Annotated in this window: 19 protein-coding genes; 18 read left to right on the top strand and 1 reads right to left on the bottom strand. The window is 64.1% G+C overall.

The genetic code is table 11. The features are described from left to right. Window positions 1-96: 96 nt before the first annotated feature. A complete protein-coding gene (locus tag B0T39_RS22865; protein WP_081550802.1) occupies window positions 97-765 on the bottom strand; it encodes a cytochrome b in 669 nt (222 codons plus the stop codon). Between B0T39_RS22865 and B0T39_RS25345 the strand changes: the two genes are divergently transcribed. The 18 genes from B0T39_RS25345 to B0T39_RS22950 form a co-directional block, all read left to right on the top strand. Next, complete coding sequence (locus B0T39_RS25345) at window positions 764-955, top strand: hypothetical protein (RefSeq protein ID WP_141111370.1); 192 nt, start codon at window positions 764-766, stop codon at window positions 953-955. The genes B0T39_RS22865 and B0T39_RS25345 overlap by 2 nt on opposite strands. Window positions 956-1081: 126 nt before the next feature. Further along, the gene (gspG, locus tag B0T39_RS22870) at window positions 1082-1510 is read left to right on the top strand and encodes a type II secretion system major pseudopilin GspG (RefSeq protein WP_081550804.1); all 429 of its coding nucleotides are present in this window, start codon (window positions 1082-1084) and stop codon (window positions 1508-1510) included. Then, window positions 1500-1967, top strand: a complete 468-nt coding sequence (locus tag B0T39_RS22875; RefSeq protein WP_081550806.1) for a transglycosylase SLT domain-containing protein — start codon at window positions 1500-1502, stop codon at window positions 1965-1967. Before gspG ends, B0T39_RS22875 begins: the two co-directional genes overlap by 11 nt. 1 nt (window position 1968) lies before the next feature. Then, the gene (locus B0T39_RS22880; protein WP_081550808.1) at window positions 1969-3156 is read left to right on the top strand and encodes a type II secretion system F family protein; all 1188 of its coding nucleotides are present in this window, start codon (window positions 1969-1971) and stop codon (window positions 3154-3156) included. A gap of 9 nt (window positions 3157-3165) precedes the next feature. Beyond that, complete coding sequence (locus B0T39_RS22885) at window positions 3166-4746, top strand: GspE/PulE family protein (RefSeq protein ID WP_217806322.1); 1581 nt, start codon at window positions 3166-3168, stop codon at window positions 4744-4746. Further along, a complete protein-coding gene (locus B0T39_RS22890) occupies window positions 4727-5476 on the top strand; it encodes a hypothetical protein (RefSeq protein WP_141111371.1) in 750 nt (249 codons plus the stop codon). Before B0T39_RS22885 ends, B0T39_RS22890 begins: the two co-directional genes overlap by 20 nt. Then, entirely contained in the window at window positions 5464-5997 is a 534-nt protein-coding gene (locus tag B0T39_RS22895) for a hypothetical protein (RefSeq protein WP_081550812.1), read from the top strand. The genes B0T39_RS22890 and B0T39_RS22895 overlap by 13 nt, the downstream gene beginning before the upstream one ends. After that, window positions 5994-6587, top strand: coding sequence for a GspMb/PilO family protein (locus B0T39_RS22900; protein WP_141111372.1), 594 nt, complete (start codon window positions 5994-5996; stop codon window positions 6585-6587). The genes B0T39_RS22895 and B0T39_RS22900 overlap by 4 nt, the downstream gene beginning before the upstream one ends. Beyond that, complete coding sequence (locus B0T39_RS22905) at window positions 6584-7027, top strand: hypothetical protein (protein WP_141111373.1); 444 nt, start codon at window positions 6584-6586, stop codon at window positions 7025-7027. The genes B0T39_RS22900 and B0T39_RS22905 overlap by 4 nt, the downstream gene beginning before the upstream one ends. Window positions 7028-7076: 49 nt before the next feature. After that, window positions 7077-8909 (top strand): secretin N-terminal domain-containing protein, encoded by a 1833-nt coding sequence (locus B0T39_RS22910; RefSeq protein ID WP_081550818.1) that lies wholly within the window; start codon window positions 7077-7079, stop codon window positions 8907-8909. Between the two features lie 7 nt (window positions 8910-8916). After that, window positions 8917-9393, top strand: coding sequence for a type II secretion system protein (locus B0T39_RS22915; protein ID WP_107731625.1), 477 nt, complete (start codon window positions 8917-8919; stop codon window positions 9391-9393). After that, window positions 9368-9754, top strand: coding sequence for a type II secretion system protein (locus tag B0T39_RS22920; protein ID WP_081550820.1), 387 nt, complete (start codon window positions 9368-9370; stop codon window positions 9752-9754). The genes B0T39_RS22915 and B0T39_RS22920 overlap by 26 nt, the downstream gene beginning before the upstream one ends. Beyond that, window positions 9741-10199: a hypothetical protein gene (locus tag B0T39_RS22925; RefSeq protein ID WP_019101946.1), complete on the top strand. Its 459-nt coding sequence runs from the start codon at window positions 9741-9743 to the stop codon at window positions 10197-10199. Before B0T39_RS22920 ends, B0T39_RS22925 begins: the two co-directional genes overlap by 14 nt. Window positions 10200-10463: 264 nt before the next feature. Further along, window positions 10464-11147 carry a response regulator transcription factor gene (locus tag B0T39_RS22930; RefSeq protein ID WP_019101947.1) on the top strand — a complete coding sequence of 228 codons (684 nt, stop codon included), beginning with the start codon at window positions 10464-10466 and terminating at the stop codon, window positions 11145-11147. A gap of 199 nt (window positions 11148-11346) precedes the next feature. Next, window positions 11347-13626 carry an ATP-binding protein gene (locus B0T39_RS22935; protein WP_081550822.1) on the top strand — a complete coding sequence of 760 codons (2280 nt, stop codon included), beginning with the start codon at window positions 11347-11349 and terminating at the stop codon, window positions 13624-13626. Window positions 13627-13798: 172 nt separating this feature from the next. Then, window positions 13799-15256: a lytic polysaccharide monooxygenase gene (locus B0T39_RS22940; RefSeq protein WP_176219638.1), complete on the top strand. Its 1458-nt coding sequence runs from the start codon at window positions 13799-13801 to the stop codon at window positions 15254-15256. Window positions 15257-15517: 261 nt separating this feature from the next. Beyond that, entirely contained in the window at window positions 15518-17023 is a 1506-nt protein-coding gene (locus B0T39_RS22945) for a lytic polysaccharide monooxygenase (protein ID WP_081550826.1), read from the top strand. A gap of 161 nt (window positions 17024-17184) precedes the next feature. Next, window positions 17185-17423: transposase (locus B0T39_RS22950; RefSeq protein ID WP_176219639.1), on the top strand; the 239-nt coding region annotated here is incomplete at its 3' end.

The following is a 17423-nucleotide window of genomic DNA, read 5'->3' on the forward strand; positions in this document are numbered from 1 at the left end:
ATGCCACGGGTACATTCCGCTTCTCCAGCCGCAACGCCTTGTCTCGCTCTTGCTCGCGAGACTTTGAACAGGTTCTTAGGGTGGGGCGAACGTGGATCAGGAGGCCAGCCGGTCGCTTGGCGCCAGGCTCTCGTTCTGCGCCTCGGTGTTCGGCGAGCAACGGTGGCAGTCGGTCACGGCGGGAGCCGGAGCCGGCCGCGGCCAGCTCATGCGCTGCAGTGTGCCATCCTTCAGCGCGACATGGTGCCAGACGGCGGCGGCGATGTGGACGGCGAGCAGGGCGTAGCAAGCCCAAGCCAGCCAGTCGTGCAGCCGCACCGTCGCGACGACCAGGGCCGGATCGGCCGCGACCAGACGCGGAAACTCGAAGCCCAGCAGCGGCATCGGGATCGCCAGGCCCTTGGCGTTGACGATGACCCAACCCAGCAGGCAGGAGGCCAGGATCAAGGCGTAGATCGCCAGATGGGCGGCGTGGGCGCAAGCGCGTTGCGCGCGGCCGCTGCCGGCCAGCGGAGGCAGAGCGGAGCCGACCAGCCGTGTGGCGGCGCGAAGCAGAGTCACGAAGAGGAGGGCCATGCCGCAGCCGATGTGCACGATCATCACGCTGCGCATCTCGATGGAAGCGTGCTTGACCAAGACGTGGCGCAGCCCGCCGGCCAGCGCCAGGCAGGCCATCAAGAGCACGCTTAGCCAGTGAAACAGGATTTGCAGACGCGGGTAGCCATGGCTGGCCGCGGCGGGGGTGGAAAGGGGGGAAGGGGACATGCGTTTCTCCAAGGCGCGGCCGCATCAGGCAGAACCCGCGACGGCGCTCGATAAAAAACGCAATTCAAACGCCGCCGGCTGTGAGGGCGCCATCATTCTGAAACCATTCTCAATCCGTACGTCCGCGCCGCTGCGTGGTTCCTTCCCATATCAGCCGCGCCCGATTTTAGATTCCTTTCAGAAATATTGAGAACGGCGGAAGCCTCATGTGAGCATGCGCTGGCAACGGGTGGGACCGTCGCCGTTCCCGGCGCGGATCTTTCTTTATCTTCAAGCGCACGCCCCTGGCGCGGCCTTCTTTTGGACAAGCGATCTTATGACGACGATGAACGCTGGACGGCGCTTTGCCGGTCAAGGCGGCTTCACGCTGCTGGAGTTACTGGTGGTGCTGCTGATCATCGCCCTGTTGGCCGGCTATGTCGGACCCAAGCTGTTTTCCCAAGTGGACAAGGCCAAGGTCAAGGCCACCCAGGCGCAAATGAAAACTCTGGGCGACGCCTTGGCGCAATACCGGCTGGACGTTGGCGGCTATCCCAGCGCGGAACAGGGCCTGGAGGCGTTGGTGAAAGCGCCGCCGGGCGTGGCCGGCTGGCATGGCCCCTACTTGGCCAAGGACGTGCCGATGGACGCCTGGGGCCGGCCGTATCAATGGCGGGTGCCTGGCCGCGAGGCCGAGGCTGAGATCGTTTCCCTGGGCGAAGCCGGGCGGACGGGGGGCGACGGTGAACTGGCCCATGCGCTGTAAGGGACTGCTGCCGCTGCTGGCCGCGTGCGCCGCGCTGTCCGACGGCGTGCAGGCGTCGGCCAATTGCTGGCGCGAAGCCGGCGCGCGCCACCAGGTGGACCCGCTGCTGCTGTATTCGATCGCCAAGGTGGAGTCCGCGTTGAATCCCCTCGCGGTCAATCACAACAAGGACGGCAGCCACGATATCGGCCTGATGCAGATCAACAGCCTTCATCTGCCGGCGCTGGCCAAGCGCGGCATCAGCCGCCAGCGGCTGCTGGACGAGCCCTGCCTGAGCGTACAGGTGGGCGCGTCCATTCTGGCGGACTTCATCGCGCGTTACGGTTACACCTGGCGCGCGGTGGGCGCCTACAACGCCGGCGGCGCGGCGACCCGCGAAGGCGCGCGCAAGCGTTACGTGGACAAGGTGTGGCGGCAGTATCTGCAATTGCGCGCGGAACGCGAGGCGAGGCGCTGAGATGGGGGCCTATCGGATCAGCGTGTTGCGGCAGGGCGAGGTGAGGACGCATCGGGTGCGGGCGGACAGCGAAGCCGCCGCGCTGGCCCAATTGAGTGTGGACGACGGCCTGGTGCTGGAGGCTGCTCGCGAGGCCGGCGGCCGGCGAGCCGAGCGCGCGCTCAAGGGCGCGGCGCTGGGCCTGCTGTTGCAAGAACTGTCGGCGCTGCTGGAAGCCGGCCTGGTTTTGATCGAAGCGCTGCAAGCGCTGCGCGATCAGGCTGGCGGCGACAAAGCCTTGCAGAGCGTGCTGGACCGGCTATTGCAAGCCCTGTACCAGGGGCAGCCGCTGTCGCGGGCGATGGAGGCCCAGCCGGAGGTGTTTCCGGCCCTGCTGGCGGCCACCGTGGCCGCGTCCGAAGGCAGCGGCCAACTGCCGGCGGCCTTGAAGCGCTACCAGTACTACGAACTGCGCATCGTGGCCATCCGCAAGCGGGTGACCGGCGCGCTGGTCTACCCGGCGCTGGTGCTCTCCGTCGGCTTCGGCATCCTGCTGTTCATGCTGTTTTTCGTGATCCCCCGGTTCGCCGCGGTGTTCGAATCGCTGCGCGAGCTGCCGGCCACCGCCGCCGCCATGCTGTGGTGGGCGCGCCTGGTGCAGGCCCACGGCGGCTTGCTGGGCGCGGGCCTGGCCGCGGGGCTGGCGGCGCTGTGCCTGCTGCTGCGCGCGCAGCGCACTCAGCGCGTTTTGCTGAGCTTGCTGTGGACGCTGCCCCGGCTGCGCGATGTCGCGCGCCTGTTTGTGTTGGCTCGGTTTTACCGCACCGCCGGCTTGTTGATCGCCGGCGGTACTCCGGCCTTGCAGGCCTTTGAATTGTCCGGACGGCTGCTGCCGGCCGCGTATGGTCAGCGCCTGGACCGCGCGCTGGAAGAACTGCGCGCCGGCCGGCCGGTGGCGGACACCCTGGCGCGCCACGAGCTGACCACGGCGGTGGCGGAGCGGCTGCTGAGGGTTGGCGAACAGAGCGGCGACCTGGGCGGCATGTGCGAGCGCATCGCCCAGTTTCACGACGGCGCGCTGGACCAAGCGATAGAAGTGTTCAGCAAAGTGTTCGAACCGATTTTGATGTTGGCGGTGGGTGGTTTGGTCGGCCTGATCGTCGCCCTGCTGTATATGCCGATTTTCGAATTGGCCGGCGGGATGGGTTGAGGAGGATTGATGCAAGCAATGATGGACCCAACGTCGCCGGCCGGCTGGCAATGGCGGCGCGAAAGCGGAGAACAAGACCTGCCTATGGCCGAGCTGCTGGGCAGACAGCTGCAGCGCGAGCCTGCCAGCCTGCCGCTGGCGGCGCGGCTGCTGGGCCTGACCGCGCTGAGCGAGGCTCAGGTAGGAGAGGCGGCAGCGCGCTTCGATCTGCTGCCCCTGGCGGAGGCCTTGTCCTGCCGGGCGGCGCCGCTGGAGTGGCGGGGCGGGCTGTATCTGGTGATGGCCGAGCCGTTGCGGCTGGACCTGCGCCTGCGCTTGCAAAACCGGCTGCTGGGCGGCGAGCAGCGTTTCGCCATCTGTTTGCCGGGCGTGGTCGACGCCTGGTTGAAGCAAGCGGAGGCCCGCGAGCGGGTCATGGACGGCGCCGAGGTGGACTTGGCCGAGGACAGCCTGGCCAAAGCGGTGGAGTCGATCTCGCTGACCAGCCTGGCCAAGGATGAAAGTCCGGTGATCCGCCTGGTCAACATGACCCTGTACGACGCCTTGCAAAGCCGCGCCAGCGACATCCATCTGGAATCGCGCGACGACGGGCTGCAAATCCGCTACCGCATCGACGGCGTGATGCAGGCCATTCGCCAGGTGCCGGGCCTGTTGGCGGCCAGCCAGACCATGTCGCGGCTGAAAGTGCTGTCCAGCCTGGACATCGCGGAAAAGCGCGTGCCGCAGGACGGCCGCTTCAAGGTGGCGTTGCAAGGCCGCGAGGTGGATTTCCGCGTCTCCATCATGCCGGGCGCCCACGGAGAAAACGCCGTATTGCGCCTGCTGGACAAATCCCAACGCGGCGACAGTCTGAGCCTGGACAGCTTGGGATTCCACGGTGAAACCGCGCGCCGCGTGCGCGCGCTGGCGCAACTGCCCTACGGCCTGACCTTGATCACCGGACCCACCGGCAGCGGCAAATCCACCACCCTGTACGGCGCGCTGGCGGAGATCAACACCGGCGAGGAAAAAATCATCACCATCGAAGATCCGGTGGAATACGAAATGGCCGGCATTCTGCAAATCCCGGTCAACGAGAAAAAAGGCCTGACCTTCGCCCGAGGCCTGCGCTCCATCCTGCGTCACGATCCGGACACTATTCTGGTGGGCGAAATCCGCGACGCCGAAACCGCCGCCATCGCGGTGCAATCGGCGCTGACCGGCCACCGCGTGCTGTCCTCGGTACACGCCAACGACGCCTTTAGCGTGATAGACCGCTTCCTCTATATGGGCGTGGAAGCGGCCACCTTTCTGGAAGCGCTGAACGGCGTGGTGTCGCAGCGCCTAGTCCGCCGGCTTTGCGTCGCCTGCGCCGGCGCGGGCTGCGACCACTGTCGCGGCGGCGGCTTCCACGGCCGCATTGCGCTGGCGGAAGTGCTGCGCCTGGATAGCCGGATGAAAGACGCGCTGCTGGAGCGCTCGCCGCAGAAGCGCCAACAGGCGCTGGCGCAATGCGCCGACTATCAATCGCTGCGCGACGCCGCCCGCGAGGCGGTGGCGCGCGGACTCACTACCTATCAGGAGGTCAGCCGTGCCGTGGCCATGGAATGACAGAATCGTATTGATCGACGCCGAACTGGCCACCCTGCTGCCGCCAGGCGACATCCCGGGCCAGCCGTGGCGCTGTCGTCATCACGGCAAGCCGGCCGAGGCGCTGGCCATGTTGCTGGGCGGCGTCAAGCGTCGACGGCTGGCTTGGCGCAACCGCGTGCAAGTGCTATTGGGTTATCCGTGGGCGCACAGCCAGCTCTTGCCGTGGCAGGACGGTCTGTCCGGACAGCGCGGCCAGTGGCGGGCCTATGCGCAGGGGCTGCTGCGCGAACGCGGCGTAGCTGGGGAGCTGGACATTCGTCTGGCGCCGGCGGCTTACGGCGCGACGCGGCTGGCCTTCGCCGCCCAGCTTCCGTTAGTGGCCGACTTGCGCGCCGCCGCGCGGGAGGCCGGCTGGCGGCTGGCCGGCTGCCGCGACTTGCTGTCCTCCTGCCTGCAACATCATCCGCGCGCGCCGGCGTCGGGCGGGCTGGTGTTGGCCGAGGCCGGCGCGGTTACCTGCTTGTGGCGGGGCGAGCGCGGCTGGGAAGAACTGCTCACCCTGGCGTTGGCGCCGGGACAGCGCGCGGCCGAAGGCGTGGCGGCGGCGGAGGCCTTGTGCGGCCGCGAGCCTGGCGGCGACTACGACTGGTGCGCGACCCAAGGCCCGACGCAACAGCCGCTGGCGGCGCGAGCGCGCTGGCTGGGTTTTCCCCATCCTCTGCTTGCGAGCCAGTCATGCGCCGCTTGAAGGCCCGCGGCCTGGACTTCAGTCGTCCCGAGGCGAGCGCGCCGCTGGCCGGCGTGGCCGTCGTCGTCTTGCTGGCGCTGCTGGCGGCGCTGGGCTGGCGGCAATGGGAGTTGGAGCTGCTGGCTGAGGACACCGCTGCCTGGGAGCAGCGGCAGGAGCAGCAGCGTTTTTTGCGAGAGCGCGAACAGCGCCGCGACCAAGCCGCCTCGCCGGAAGCGCGCAAGGTGCAGGCCTTGCTGCAGGCCCAAGGCGACGATCAAACCCGGCTGCGCCCGGCGCTGCTGCGGGCGATAGAACAAGCTTGGTCGCCGCGGCTGGGTATTTTGTCGTTGCATCTTGAAGGCGCGGGCAAACAAGTCCGGCTGGAGCTGGCCGCTGCGGAGCTGCGGGAAGTGTTCCATTTCGTCGAACGGTTGAATCTGCCGTCCGGACAGGGCCAGGCGCAGCTGCTGCGGCACGGGCTCAAGCCCGGCGATCCGAACCAGACGGTGCTGGCCACGGTGCAGGTGGTCTTGCGATGAGGGCCTGGATGCAAAGCGCCGGACGTTGGCTGGCGGCCTTCAAACGCGGCGCCCGGCCCGTCGGCGGCGGACGGCAGTGGCGCGCCAGGCTGCGTTGGCAACGGCAAACGCTGGCTTGCCGGCTGGGACGAGGCGGCCGGCTGTCGCTGGCGGCCTCCGGCCTGCTGCTGGCTTACGGCGTGCTGGTGCAAGAGGCGCAAGATACGGATTTGCAACAGCGTCGTCAGCAATTGAGCGCTCCGTTGCGCGCGCAGCAGGCGACGACGGCGGGGCGCGAGCGGCAATGGCAGGCCCAACGGAGACTGGCGCTCGCACCGCGCAAGCTGGCCTTGCTTGAGCAACTGCGCCAATCCGGCCTGAGCGTGTCCGAGGCCAGTTATCGGGAGGAGACGGAGGCCGGCGGCGCTCTGCGGCGCGTCTCGGTGGAGCTGAGCGCCAGCGGGCGCTATCCGGATTTGATGGCGGCCTTGGGAGAACTGACCGCGCAGCCGCTGTTGAGGCTGGAGGCGATGACGCTGGAACGGCCGCAAACCGATACCGCGGCGTTGAGCATGCGCATGCGCTTCAGCCTGCTGGGGACCGGGCAATGAGGCGGCGCGTCCATTGGCTGAGTGCTCTCGCGATGGCTTGCGCGGCGCCGGCCCTGGCGCAAGAGCCGCAGGCCGAAGGCGTCAACCTATTTCCGATTCAGAGCTGGACGTCGTTGCGCGAGGAGGCCAAGCCCGTCGTCCCCCCGCCGGACGCCGCGCCGGAACTGGCCGCGTCCTTGCCGTCGGCTCCGCCTGAAGCCGCGCCGGCGCCGTTCAGCGTCGTCGGCGAATGGCGGCAGGACGGCCAGCGCGTGCTGGTGCTGGAGGGCCAAGGACGCAGTTTCCTGCTGTGTTCCGGCTGCCGCATGCCCAAGGCGTTGCAGCCGGGCGCCAGGCTGGCGGAACAATACACATTCAAGGCCTTGGAGGCGGAGCGCGTGCTGCTGCTGGACACCGAAGGGCGAGAGCATTCGATTCCGCTGCATCCATTGGCTAACTGAGGCGTCATTGTCACCGCGACGACGCCGTTTTCACTAGGCACCAGGCATCATGAGACATTGCAAACCCACACTGCTGGCCCTCGCCCTCGGATTGACGCTGGGCGGATGCGCGCTGCCCGGGCCGGTCAAGAAAATCTTCGATCCGGCTTCCCTGCCCGGCGCAGAAGAACAATTGCGCGCTGCCGAAACCGCCTTGCGGCGGAAGCCCGACGATGTCGAGCGCCGCAAAAACGTTGTGGTCAAGAGCGCGGCGTTGGCGGAGGAGGCTCTGCGGACGGCCAAGGCCAGGATGGACACTGGCGACGACGCGGCCGCGCTGGCGGAAGTGAGCCGCTTGCTGGCGCTGGCGCCGGAGCATATGCGCGCCCAGCAGTTGAAACGGCAACTGGAGCGCCGGCTGCGGTTGAAGCTGGAGCTGGACGCCGCCGCCGAGATCGGTGCGCAGCGTCCGCGCGAGGCGCTGGAACGGCTGGGCCGCATCTTGCAGGAACAGCCCGACTACCCGCAAGCGCAAGCGCTGCGCGATGAACTGCAAAATCAGGAAGCCGGCCGCCGTGACGCGCGCCCCAGCCTGGCCGAAGCCCTGCGACAGCCGGTGACGCTGAACTTCAAGATACAGCCGATTTCCAGCATCTTCGACGCGATTTCCCAACTGGCCGGCATCGACTTCGTGTTCGACCCGGAAGTGCCCATCGCCGCCCCCGCCAGCATCGTAGCCAGTCAGACCACGGCGGAAGATGCCATCAATCTGCTGTTGCGCACCCATCAGCTGGAAAAGAAAGTGCTTAGCCAGCACAGCATGCTGATCTACTCTGCGCGATCGGAAAAAGCCAAGGAATATCAGGAGCTGCTCACCCGCGCCTTCTACCTGAGTCAGGCCAACGCCAGCCATGTGCTGGCCGCGCTGCGCCAGATCAGCTCGCCCAAGAACGTCCACCTGGACGAGCGCACCAATGCGGTGATCGTGCGGGATACGCCGGAAGTGATGGCGGTGATCGAACGGCTGGTGGCCAGCCTGGACATCGCTCAGTCCGAAGTGACCATGGATGTGCAAGTACTGGAGGTGAACACCAACGACGTGCTCGACGTCGGCGTCGACTATCCGGCGGAGCTGCGTTTTTCGGTGCTGCCGAAAGAGGGCTCGGACAAGGTGACGGTGGGAGACCTGCTGGGCCTGAACCGCGACGGCATCGGCGTAGGAGGCAGCAATGGCGGGGACCTGGGCGCGGCGATCAAACTTCTGCAAAGACAGGGGAAGACCAAGGTGCTGGCCAACCCCAAGATCCGTGTGCGTAATATGGAAAAGGCCAGCATCAAGATAGGGGAGAAAGTGCCGGTGGTTACCACCACCAACGCCAACGGCGTGGTGACGGAGTCGGTCAACTATCAGGATGTCGGCCTGATCCTGCAAGTGGAACCGCGGATCAGTCTCAGCAATGAAGTCAGCGTCAAGGTCAATATGGAGGTCAGCAATCTCAAGGGCGAAGTCAAGACCGCCGGCGGCGGCACCGTCTATCCGATGAGCACTCGCAACGCCGAAACCGTGATGACCGCGCGAGATGGCGAAACCCAGGTGCTGGCCGGCCTGATCAAACAGCAGTACGACCGTGGCAGCAGCGGCCTGCCCGGTCTCAGCACCCTGGGGTGGCTGGGCAGCTTGTTCGGCAGCCAGAAGCGGAGCGCGGAAAACACCGAGCTCATTTTGCTGCTGACTCCGCGCATCGAGCGGGCGCTGGACCTGCCGGCGGCCTCCAACAGCTACTTCCATTCCGGCACAGAGGGGCGAATGACGCTGGAGCGTCTGACTACCGAAGCGGCCAGGCCGGTCGTTCCCGCCAATGCCGCCGCGCCGGCGCTGGACAGCCCGCTGGCCGCGCCCTGAGGTGCTTATGTCGCGTCAAACCGGTTTCACTCTGATCGAGATGCTGGCCGCGCTCACCCTGATGGCGTTGCTGCTGGGAGCCAGTCTCCCGCTGAGCGAACTGAGCAGACGGCGCGCGCAGGAAGCGGAGCTTAGACACAGCCTGCGGCAGATCCGCAATGCCATCGACGCCTACCGCCAAGCGGTGACTGACAAGAAGATAGAGGTTTCGCCGGATCGCAGCGGCTACCCGCCCAGCCTCGCCAGCCTGGTCGACGGGGTGACGGACAAGAGCGACCCCAACGGCGGCAAGCTCTACTTCCTGAGGCGGCTGCCGGCGGATCCGATGTGCGAAGGCTGCGCGGGCGCGGACCCGGCGGCCAGTTGGGAGACGCGCAGCTACGCCAGCTCGGCCGAGGCGTTCTCCTCCGGCGGCGACGTATACGACATCCGTTCCAAAAGCCTCAGAAAGGGCATCAATGGCGTACCCTACCAACAATGGTAAGCTGGCGCGCGGCTTCACCCTGATTGAATTGCTGGTGGTCATGAGTATCATCGGCGCGCTGATGGCCCTGGTTGGCCCCAGCTACTTCAAGCATAACGATCGCGCCCGCGAAACCGTGCTGCGCCACAATCTGGCCGCGCTGCGCCAGGCGATAGACGACTACCGCGCCGACCACGGCGCAAATCCGTCCGCCTTGCAGGATCTGGTGGGCGGCCGCTATCTGCGCGAGTTGCCGCTCGATCCCGTTGCCGGCCGGCGCGACGGCTGGCAAACCAAGCCGGCGGAGGAGGGGGGCGTTGGCGACGTGGCCAGCGGCGCGCCTGGCGTAGGCCTGGACGGCAGCAGCTATGGCAGTTGGTAAGCAGCGCGGGCTGGCCTACCTGGGGGTGCTGGCGCTGTCGCTGGCCATGGGCGTCGCCCTCAGCGCGGCGGCCAGCGCCTGGAGCCGGCAACTGCAACGCGACAAAGAAGAAGAGCTGCTGCATATCGGCCTGCAATTGCAGCGCGCCATCGCCGCCTACCATCGTTCCGGCCCCGCGCCGGCCTATCCCAAGTCCCTGGAAGCCCTGCTCAAGGACGAGCGCTTGCCCTTTACCCGCCGCTACCTGCGCCGGCTCTATGCCGATCCGCTGACGGGCAAGCCGGAATGGGGGCTGATCAAGGGCGCGGACGGCGGCATCGTGGGCGTGCATAGCCTGGCGGAGGGCCGGCCGCTGAAACAGCGGGGCTTCGCCGCGGAGCTGGGCGATTTCGCCGACAAGGGCAGCTACCGGCAATGGGTGTTTTTGGCGCCAACCGCGCTGTGAGGCTGATGCAGGGGATATTTATTGCTTTGGAATGCTTTTTTGTTTGTTTTGATCCTAATGAGGATGGATTAATTAAGGGCTTATTGAGAAAGTTAAGAGTAATCCTATATCTTCCCTAGTCATCCTTCCGTAAGAATCACCTTCTTTTGCGATTTGCGGCGGCCTCCTGTCTATAGCTTTGGAATTCGCGAGCGCACAGAGGCACTGGTGCTCTCCGTTGCCGCTTCTACCGTGAATCCGCCTCATTTAACCGAAACACATATTATGATTGTCGCAATTTTAGAAGACTGCCCGCTCCAATCCAGCAGCATCGTCAGGTTGTTGGAGCAGCATGGCCATCAGCCCATCACCTGCGCCGATGGAGACCAATTCGTCGCTCAATTTCGGCAACAGCGCTGCGACGCGATGCTGCTGGATTGGGGGGTGCCGGGCCGGGACGGAGTGGAGGTGCTCAAGTGGGCGCGCGCCAAGTTGCCGCAAGCGCTGCCCATTCTGATGGTGACCCAGCGCGATGACGAAGAAGACATCGTGCTGGCCTTGGAGCACGGCGCCGACGATTACCTGCAAAAGCCGATTCGCGAGCGGGAACTGCTAGCGCGGTTGAACGCCCAGTTCCGCAAGCAGCAGCGGCTGGGTGATCCGGAGGCCTCGTTCGAGGTGGACGGCTACACTTTCAACCCGGAGGCGCGCAGCATCAGTTTTCCCGGCGGCAAAGCCACGCTGCCGGCGCGAGAATTCGTTTTGGCCACGCTGTTGTTCCGCAACCTGGGCCGCATTCTGACCAAGGACTTCCTCAGTCAGCGCATCTGGGGCCAGCCGGACCGCAAATACGACGCCAGCCTGGCCACTTATGTCAGCAATCTGCGCTCGGCGCTGGGCTTGAGACCGCGCAACGGCGTGGTGATCTCCACCGTGTACAACTACGGCTACCGGCTGGAGAGAGTCTGAGCTGTTCATAATCCGTGGCGCATCGGGGGACGCCGCGCGTGATGAACGTCGTCTTCTGAATGCGCGCCTGTCGTATGCCCGCTTCGCGTCTTCAGCCGGTGCTGTCTTGCCCCGCTTGCCCGGTGGATTTTAAACAAGTTCAGAGTCTGGCGTCGGAAGTTCGATCCCCTGCGTTCTCATTCCGCGTTTTGGATGTCTTATGAAATGGTTTTGCCAAGCGCTTCGGCGCGTGCGTCGGCATGATGTGCGCTTCCTGATCGCTTTCGTCCTGTTGGCGGTGGTGTTTGCCATCCCCAATCAGGATGCCCTGTTCCATTCGCTGGACCGCTTGTATTTCGAACTGCTCTCCACACTGCAAACCGAAGACGATGAACACGATGTCGTGCTCGTCAACGTCGACCAGGCCACGGTCCAGGCGTTGGGGCGCGAAGAGGTCAACGGCAATGTGCTCTATGCCTCTTTGCTCGAGCGCCTGAGCCAGGCGGACAGCGTGGCGCTGAATATGAACCTGATGTCGCGCCGAGACGAAGGCATGCTGGCGAACGCCATTCGGCGTCATGGCCGCGTAGTGCTGGCTTTGCCGGCCGAATTCCAGCAAGGGGAGGGGAGAGACGGCCCCGGACCCTCAGCCGTGTACGCCGCTGCGGCTGGGCAAGGACATCGCGAGCTGCTGATTGGCGACCGCAGCGTGGTCACCGGCATCGTGCCTTACAAGCTGCATGGGGAGAAACTCGCCCCGCATATGGTGATGGAGGCTATCCGCGTCGCCGGCTATGAGCTGCCGCCGCGGGAAAATACCTGGTGTTTTGCCGCGCTGTGGCGGCGCTGCACGCCGCAAGCCGACGGCTGGCTGCTGGTGCTGCCTGCTCAGCACCATATTCAGCAGTATTCGATGTTGGATGTGTTGACCGGCGCGGTGCCGCGGCAGGCGTTTCACAATAAGATCGTTTTTGTGGGGCACCTGGCGCTGGACCCGTTTAAGGGGCTGCGCGCCAACCGTTATCCACTGGATCGAGAAGGTCACACCCGCAGCCAGATTCTGGCCTTGCAAACCCAAACCCTGATGAATCACGGCCCGGTTGCCATGTTGGCCGCTCCGTATAAGCTATTGGTCAACTTCGGCATTATGTTCGTCCTGTTGCTGATCTGCCTGTTGACGCCGCCGGCGCGCATGCATGTCCGCGCCTGTTTGTGGCTGGGAGGCTGTTGGCTGGTGTCCACCTTGCTACTGCTGCAGAGCCAGGTTTGGATTCCTGTGAGCTCGCCTTTGATCGGAGGTCTGCTGATCTACGCCGGCTGCGCTTGGCGCTGGCAGACAAAGACCCATCTATTGTTACGGCAGGAAATGGCTGCGATGCAACTGAGCTTGCGCGAGGCCGGCATGAATCTGCCGCTACGCGCCCAGGTGACCGAAGCCGGCGCTGATGAAATAGAGCGCTTGATGCGGCAGATGCGCGCCTGGCAAAACTCTTACGCCAGCGTGCTCAATATGTTGCCTTACCCCATTTTCTTTGAACAGGGCGGCAAAATCATTCTCAGCAACCAGGCGGCGCGCAAGCTGCTGTGCGAGCACGGCGCCTCGGATAAAGCTGAAGCCTGGGTGCTGGGTCTGGCCGCGCCGGCCCGCGAGAAGGCGCTCCGCAGCGGCGGTATCGGCGTGGAAGAGGTGCGTAGCGGCCAGGGCGAGCACTTGTTGTTGGTCACGCCTTGTCATGAACTGTGCGACGGACTGTCCAGCAGCCTGATCAGCCTGGTAGACCTGCAAAACGTCAAGGCCAGCGTATCCGGCGACCGGCGCGTGCTGCGCCAGATGGCGCACGACCTGCGCAACCCGTTGACCACCATGCTGGCGATGATTGAACAGCGAGGCGGCGAAACCGGGCCGCGGCAGGATCAATTCTTCAACGATCTCCGTCGACAAGTGCATTACAGCCTGCGCGTGGCGCAGGATTTCATGCAACTCTCTAGGGCGGAACAACTCGATCCGTCCAGCTTTCTGCCAGTGGCGTTGACCGATCTGGCCGAAGACGCGATGGACCAGATCGAAGCCAGCGCCCGTCAAAAACGCATCACGCTGCATGGGCCGGAAACAGTGGAAGCGCTTTGGGTGCGAGGGCATTACGACATGCTGCTGCGCGCCGTGGTCAATGTACTGGACAACGCCGTCAAATACTCGCCGCCCAATAGCCATATCGTGGTGAGACTGGAACGATGGGGCGAGATGGCCGGCATCAGCGTGACGGACCAGGGCATAGGCATTCCCGAGCATGCGCTGCCCAGGCTGTTTGAACTGTTTTATCAAGTGGACGAAGGCCGCCGCGACGGGGCTGGTTTGGGCCTGCCCTTTGTCAAGGCGGTGATGCAAAGCCATGGCGGCAGGGTAGAGGTCAAATCTCAAAGCAGACTCGGAAGTGAGTTCCTGTTGCTGGCTCCAAAGATAGAGGCGGAGAAGGAGCTTGGAGCGTGCGGGTCTGCTTGAGCATCTCTTGAGATTGATTGGGGGAGCAGTAGGGGTTTGGAACAATGGTGCGGGCAGTGACGGCGCTGGGCGCTGTCCCGGCCTCTGAAGCCGTTCAATATCCTATCGCCGCTGCGCGGAAGGCCTAGAACGGACGCTGATGTACCCCACCCACCTTTATACAAGGAACACCATGTCCCAATCCCGCAAGGCCGGCAGTTTCGCTCTGCCCGCGCTGGCGTTGAGTCAGATCGCCGCTTCTCTGATGTTGCTGGCACCAGTCGCCGCCTCCGCCCATGGTTCGATGGAAGAGCCGATTAGCCGCATTAAATATTGCCACTCCGCGGATAATCCTGAATCCCCTCGAACACCGGGGTGCCAGGCCGTCAAGCAAGGCGGCGGCTCGCAAGCCATCTACGACTGGAATAGCGTGCTCCAAGGCAGCGCCCACGGCAATCACCAGCAAGTGGTGCCCAACGGCAAGCTGTGCGCTGGTGGCGCTAAAAAATTTGGCGGCCTGGATGCGGCCGTTGACTGGCCGGCCACCACCATCCAGCCGGGGCCGGACGGCAAATACACGATGACCTATCATCAGACAGCTCAGCATCAGACGGCCTATTTCAAATCCTATATCAGCAAGGATTCCTATGATTTCAAGCGTCCGCTGAAATGGGACGACCTGCAACTGATCGGCGACTCCGGCGCGGTGGCGCCTAGCGCCAAAACCAAGCTGGACGTCAAGATCCCAGCCGGCATGCAGGGTAAGCGGGTGATCTACAACGTATGGCAGCGCAGCGACAGCGGCGAAGCTTTCTACAGCTGCTCCGACGTTGACATCGTGGCCAACAACGTCGACTTCAAGCCACTGGGGCCGCTGGTGTCCAGGCCGTTCGACGCCAAGCTCGACACCACCATCACCCTGCGCATTTTCAATAAATTGCGCGGTACGGATCTTGAAAAGCATTCGATCAAGATCGCCGCCGGCCAAACTGCGGCCAATGATTGGACCTATGCTTTGGCCACTGAGGCCAACGCAAAATCCAGCGTGGTCAAAGTCGGCCAACTGGAAAACGGCAAAGTGGTGCCGGTTAAGAACGCTGCCGCCAACACCGTATTCGGCCTGGGCAAGGAGTACAGCTTCGCGCTTGAGCAATCGGACGAGGGCGGCAAGCCGCCGGTGGACGAAATCCCGCCAGGCAAAGTCACCGTTAGTGGCCCGGCCAGCGTCAACGGCGGCGCCAATGTCAGCCTGTCGGCTAAACCCGCCGCCGGCACCAATTTGAAATATCAGTGGACCGTGTCGCCCAGCATAGCCGGGCTGCCGTTGAACGCCGCCGTCCTCAACTTCAAGGCGCCGACGCCGAAGCAAGACACCCGCTATACCTTCCAGGTCAAGGTCAGCAATGTGATGGGCAGCCAGAGCGCCAGCCACCAGTTGCTGGTCAAGGCCGACAACGCCCCGCCGCCGGTTGAAGGCAGCTGGGACGCGGCCAAAACCTATGCCCAGCCCTGCGCCAAAGTGACATATGGCGGCAAGGAGTGGACGAACGGCTGGTGGACCAAGGGCACGGTTCCGGGGTCGGATGGAAAATGGGGCGTATGGCGTGCGGTGGGCGCCGCCGAAATGCACGGCCAGTGCAAGGGCAAGTAATGCTCGGATGGCCATCCCTCCCAGCCTGAGTTCCAGCTGGGCGCAGGTGTAAGACCCGGTTTCGGGCTCTGCCCGGCAGGCATTGGCCTGCCGGGCTTTTGCCGCTGATGGCGGATATTGATTAAGAATTTCCCAAATTTAGCTTTTATTGAGAATGATTGGGTGCTGCGGTGGGGTTTGGAACAATGCGGGCAAGTCCTTTTTCGGCCGATGGCGGCCAAGAAGAACGACAACCCAACCCTAGACTAAGGTTTTAGAAACATGACCGCACCTCGCACCGCCGGCAAGCTCGCATTGCCGGTGTTGGCTCTGAGCCAGATCGCCGCCTCCCTGATGGCCATTGTCCCGTCAACCGCCAGCGCCCATGGCTCCATGTCTTTCCCGGTAAGCCGCGAAGTGGCTTGCAAGCTGGAAGGGGGGCATTGGAACGGCTCCAGCAAATTCTCGGGCTGCAAGGCCGCGGCGAATGCTGTCGATGACTGGACCGCTAATGCCCAGGCTAAATCGGATGGCAACCATCAGCAGTTGGTGCCCAACGGCAAATTGTGCGGCGGCGGTAAAGCCGGCAGTTGGGCCCAGCTGGACAACCCCAAGCACAGCTGGCCGACGGCCACGGTGCTGACGCCGGGCGCGGATGGAAAAATGACTTTCCGCTACGCTCAGAGCGCTCCGCACTACACCAAGTATTTCGAGGTATTCATCAGCAAGGACAGCTACGATCCCTCCAAGCCGCTGACCTGGAACGATCTGGTGTCCATCGGCAAGGATCAACGCCGCGATAGACCGGAGCTGACTGGCGATCTGGCCAGCCGTAAAGTCGGCTACACCGACATCGCGGTGACTCTGCCTGCCTGGGCTACCGGCAAGCGCGTGGTCTACACCGTATGGCAGCGCGCTCCGGACGACAACGACGAAGCCTTCTACTCCTGCTCCGATGTGGATGTGGTTTCGGCCAATGTTCAGTGGAAACATAGCGGCACAATCGACAAGAGCAACACGGTGCTGAGCCCTGGCATGAAAGTGACCATGCGCGTGTTCGACCGCGCGCGCGGCAGCGATATTGCGCGTCATGAAATCACAGTGGCCGCTGGTCAGCTGCAGCCGGAAAAATGGGTGTATGCGCTGGCTCAGCAAGTGAATCAGGAGTCCCGCATCGTCAAGCTGGGCAAGCTGGTGAACAACGAGGTCAAGCCGCTGGAAAGCGCCACCGACAACGCGGTCTATGGCCTCAATAAGGCCTACAACTTCGAAATCGAAACCTCCATGGGCGAGATCAAGCCGCCACCGGTGGATGAAATCGTGCCGGGCAAGGTCACGGTTACCGGCAAGACCGAAGCCAAGGCGGGCGAAGCCGTCAGCTTGAGCGCCCAGGCCGCCTCCGGCAGCAACTTGAAATACTTGTGGACCGTGTCGCCCAATATTGCTGGTCTGCCGCTGAACTCCGCCACCCTCAACTTCAAAGCGCCGACGCTGCAGCAGGACACCGCCTACAGCTTCAAGGTCAAGGTCAGCAACAGCAAAGGCGAGCAAACCGCCGCGCATGTGCTGACGGTCAAGGCCGACGACAGCGGCACCACGCCGCCGGTGGAGGGTAACTGGGATGCCGCCAAGACTTATGACAAGGTGTGCACCAAGGTGACCTACAATGGTAAGCAGTGGATGAACGGCTGGTGGACAAAGGGCCTTGTACCGGGCTCGGATGGTCAGTGGGGGGCTTGGCGTGTGGTTGGTGCGCCGGAAATGCACCACCAGTGCAAAGGCAAGTAAGGCCTTGATGGCGGCCGCTTGAGGCCGGCCACAGCCAAGAACACCACCCCGTCGGCCGTAGGTCGCCGGGGCGGTGTTCATTGTCGTATCGGCGCGAACCTTTCCGTCCTTAGGCGCTGTTGCACAAATCCGCCCGTCCCGCGGCTTGGTAAGGTAATGGCATGACCAAGCCCGCTCCAAAACGCTATCGAACGACCAACTGGAACGTCTACAACCAAGCCCTGATCCAACGCGGCTCTCTGTCCGTCTGGCTGAACACGAGCATGTCATGGCAGGCGACACCACGGGGCAAGCGCGGACGGACGCAGACCTATAGCGATGTGGCTATTCAATTCTGTTTGACTATCAAGAACCTGTTTGGACTACCTTTGCGGCAGACCATCGGTTTCCTCCAAAGTCT

The organism is Chromobacterium haemolyticum, assembly GCF_002081825.1.
Classification (GTDB): Bacteria; Pseudomonadota; Gammaproteobacteria; order Burkholderiales; family Chromobacteriaceae; genus Chromobacterium; species Chromobacterium fluminis.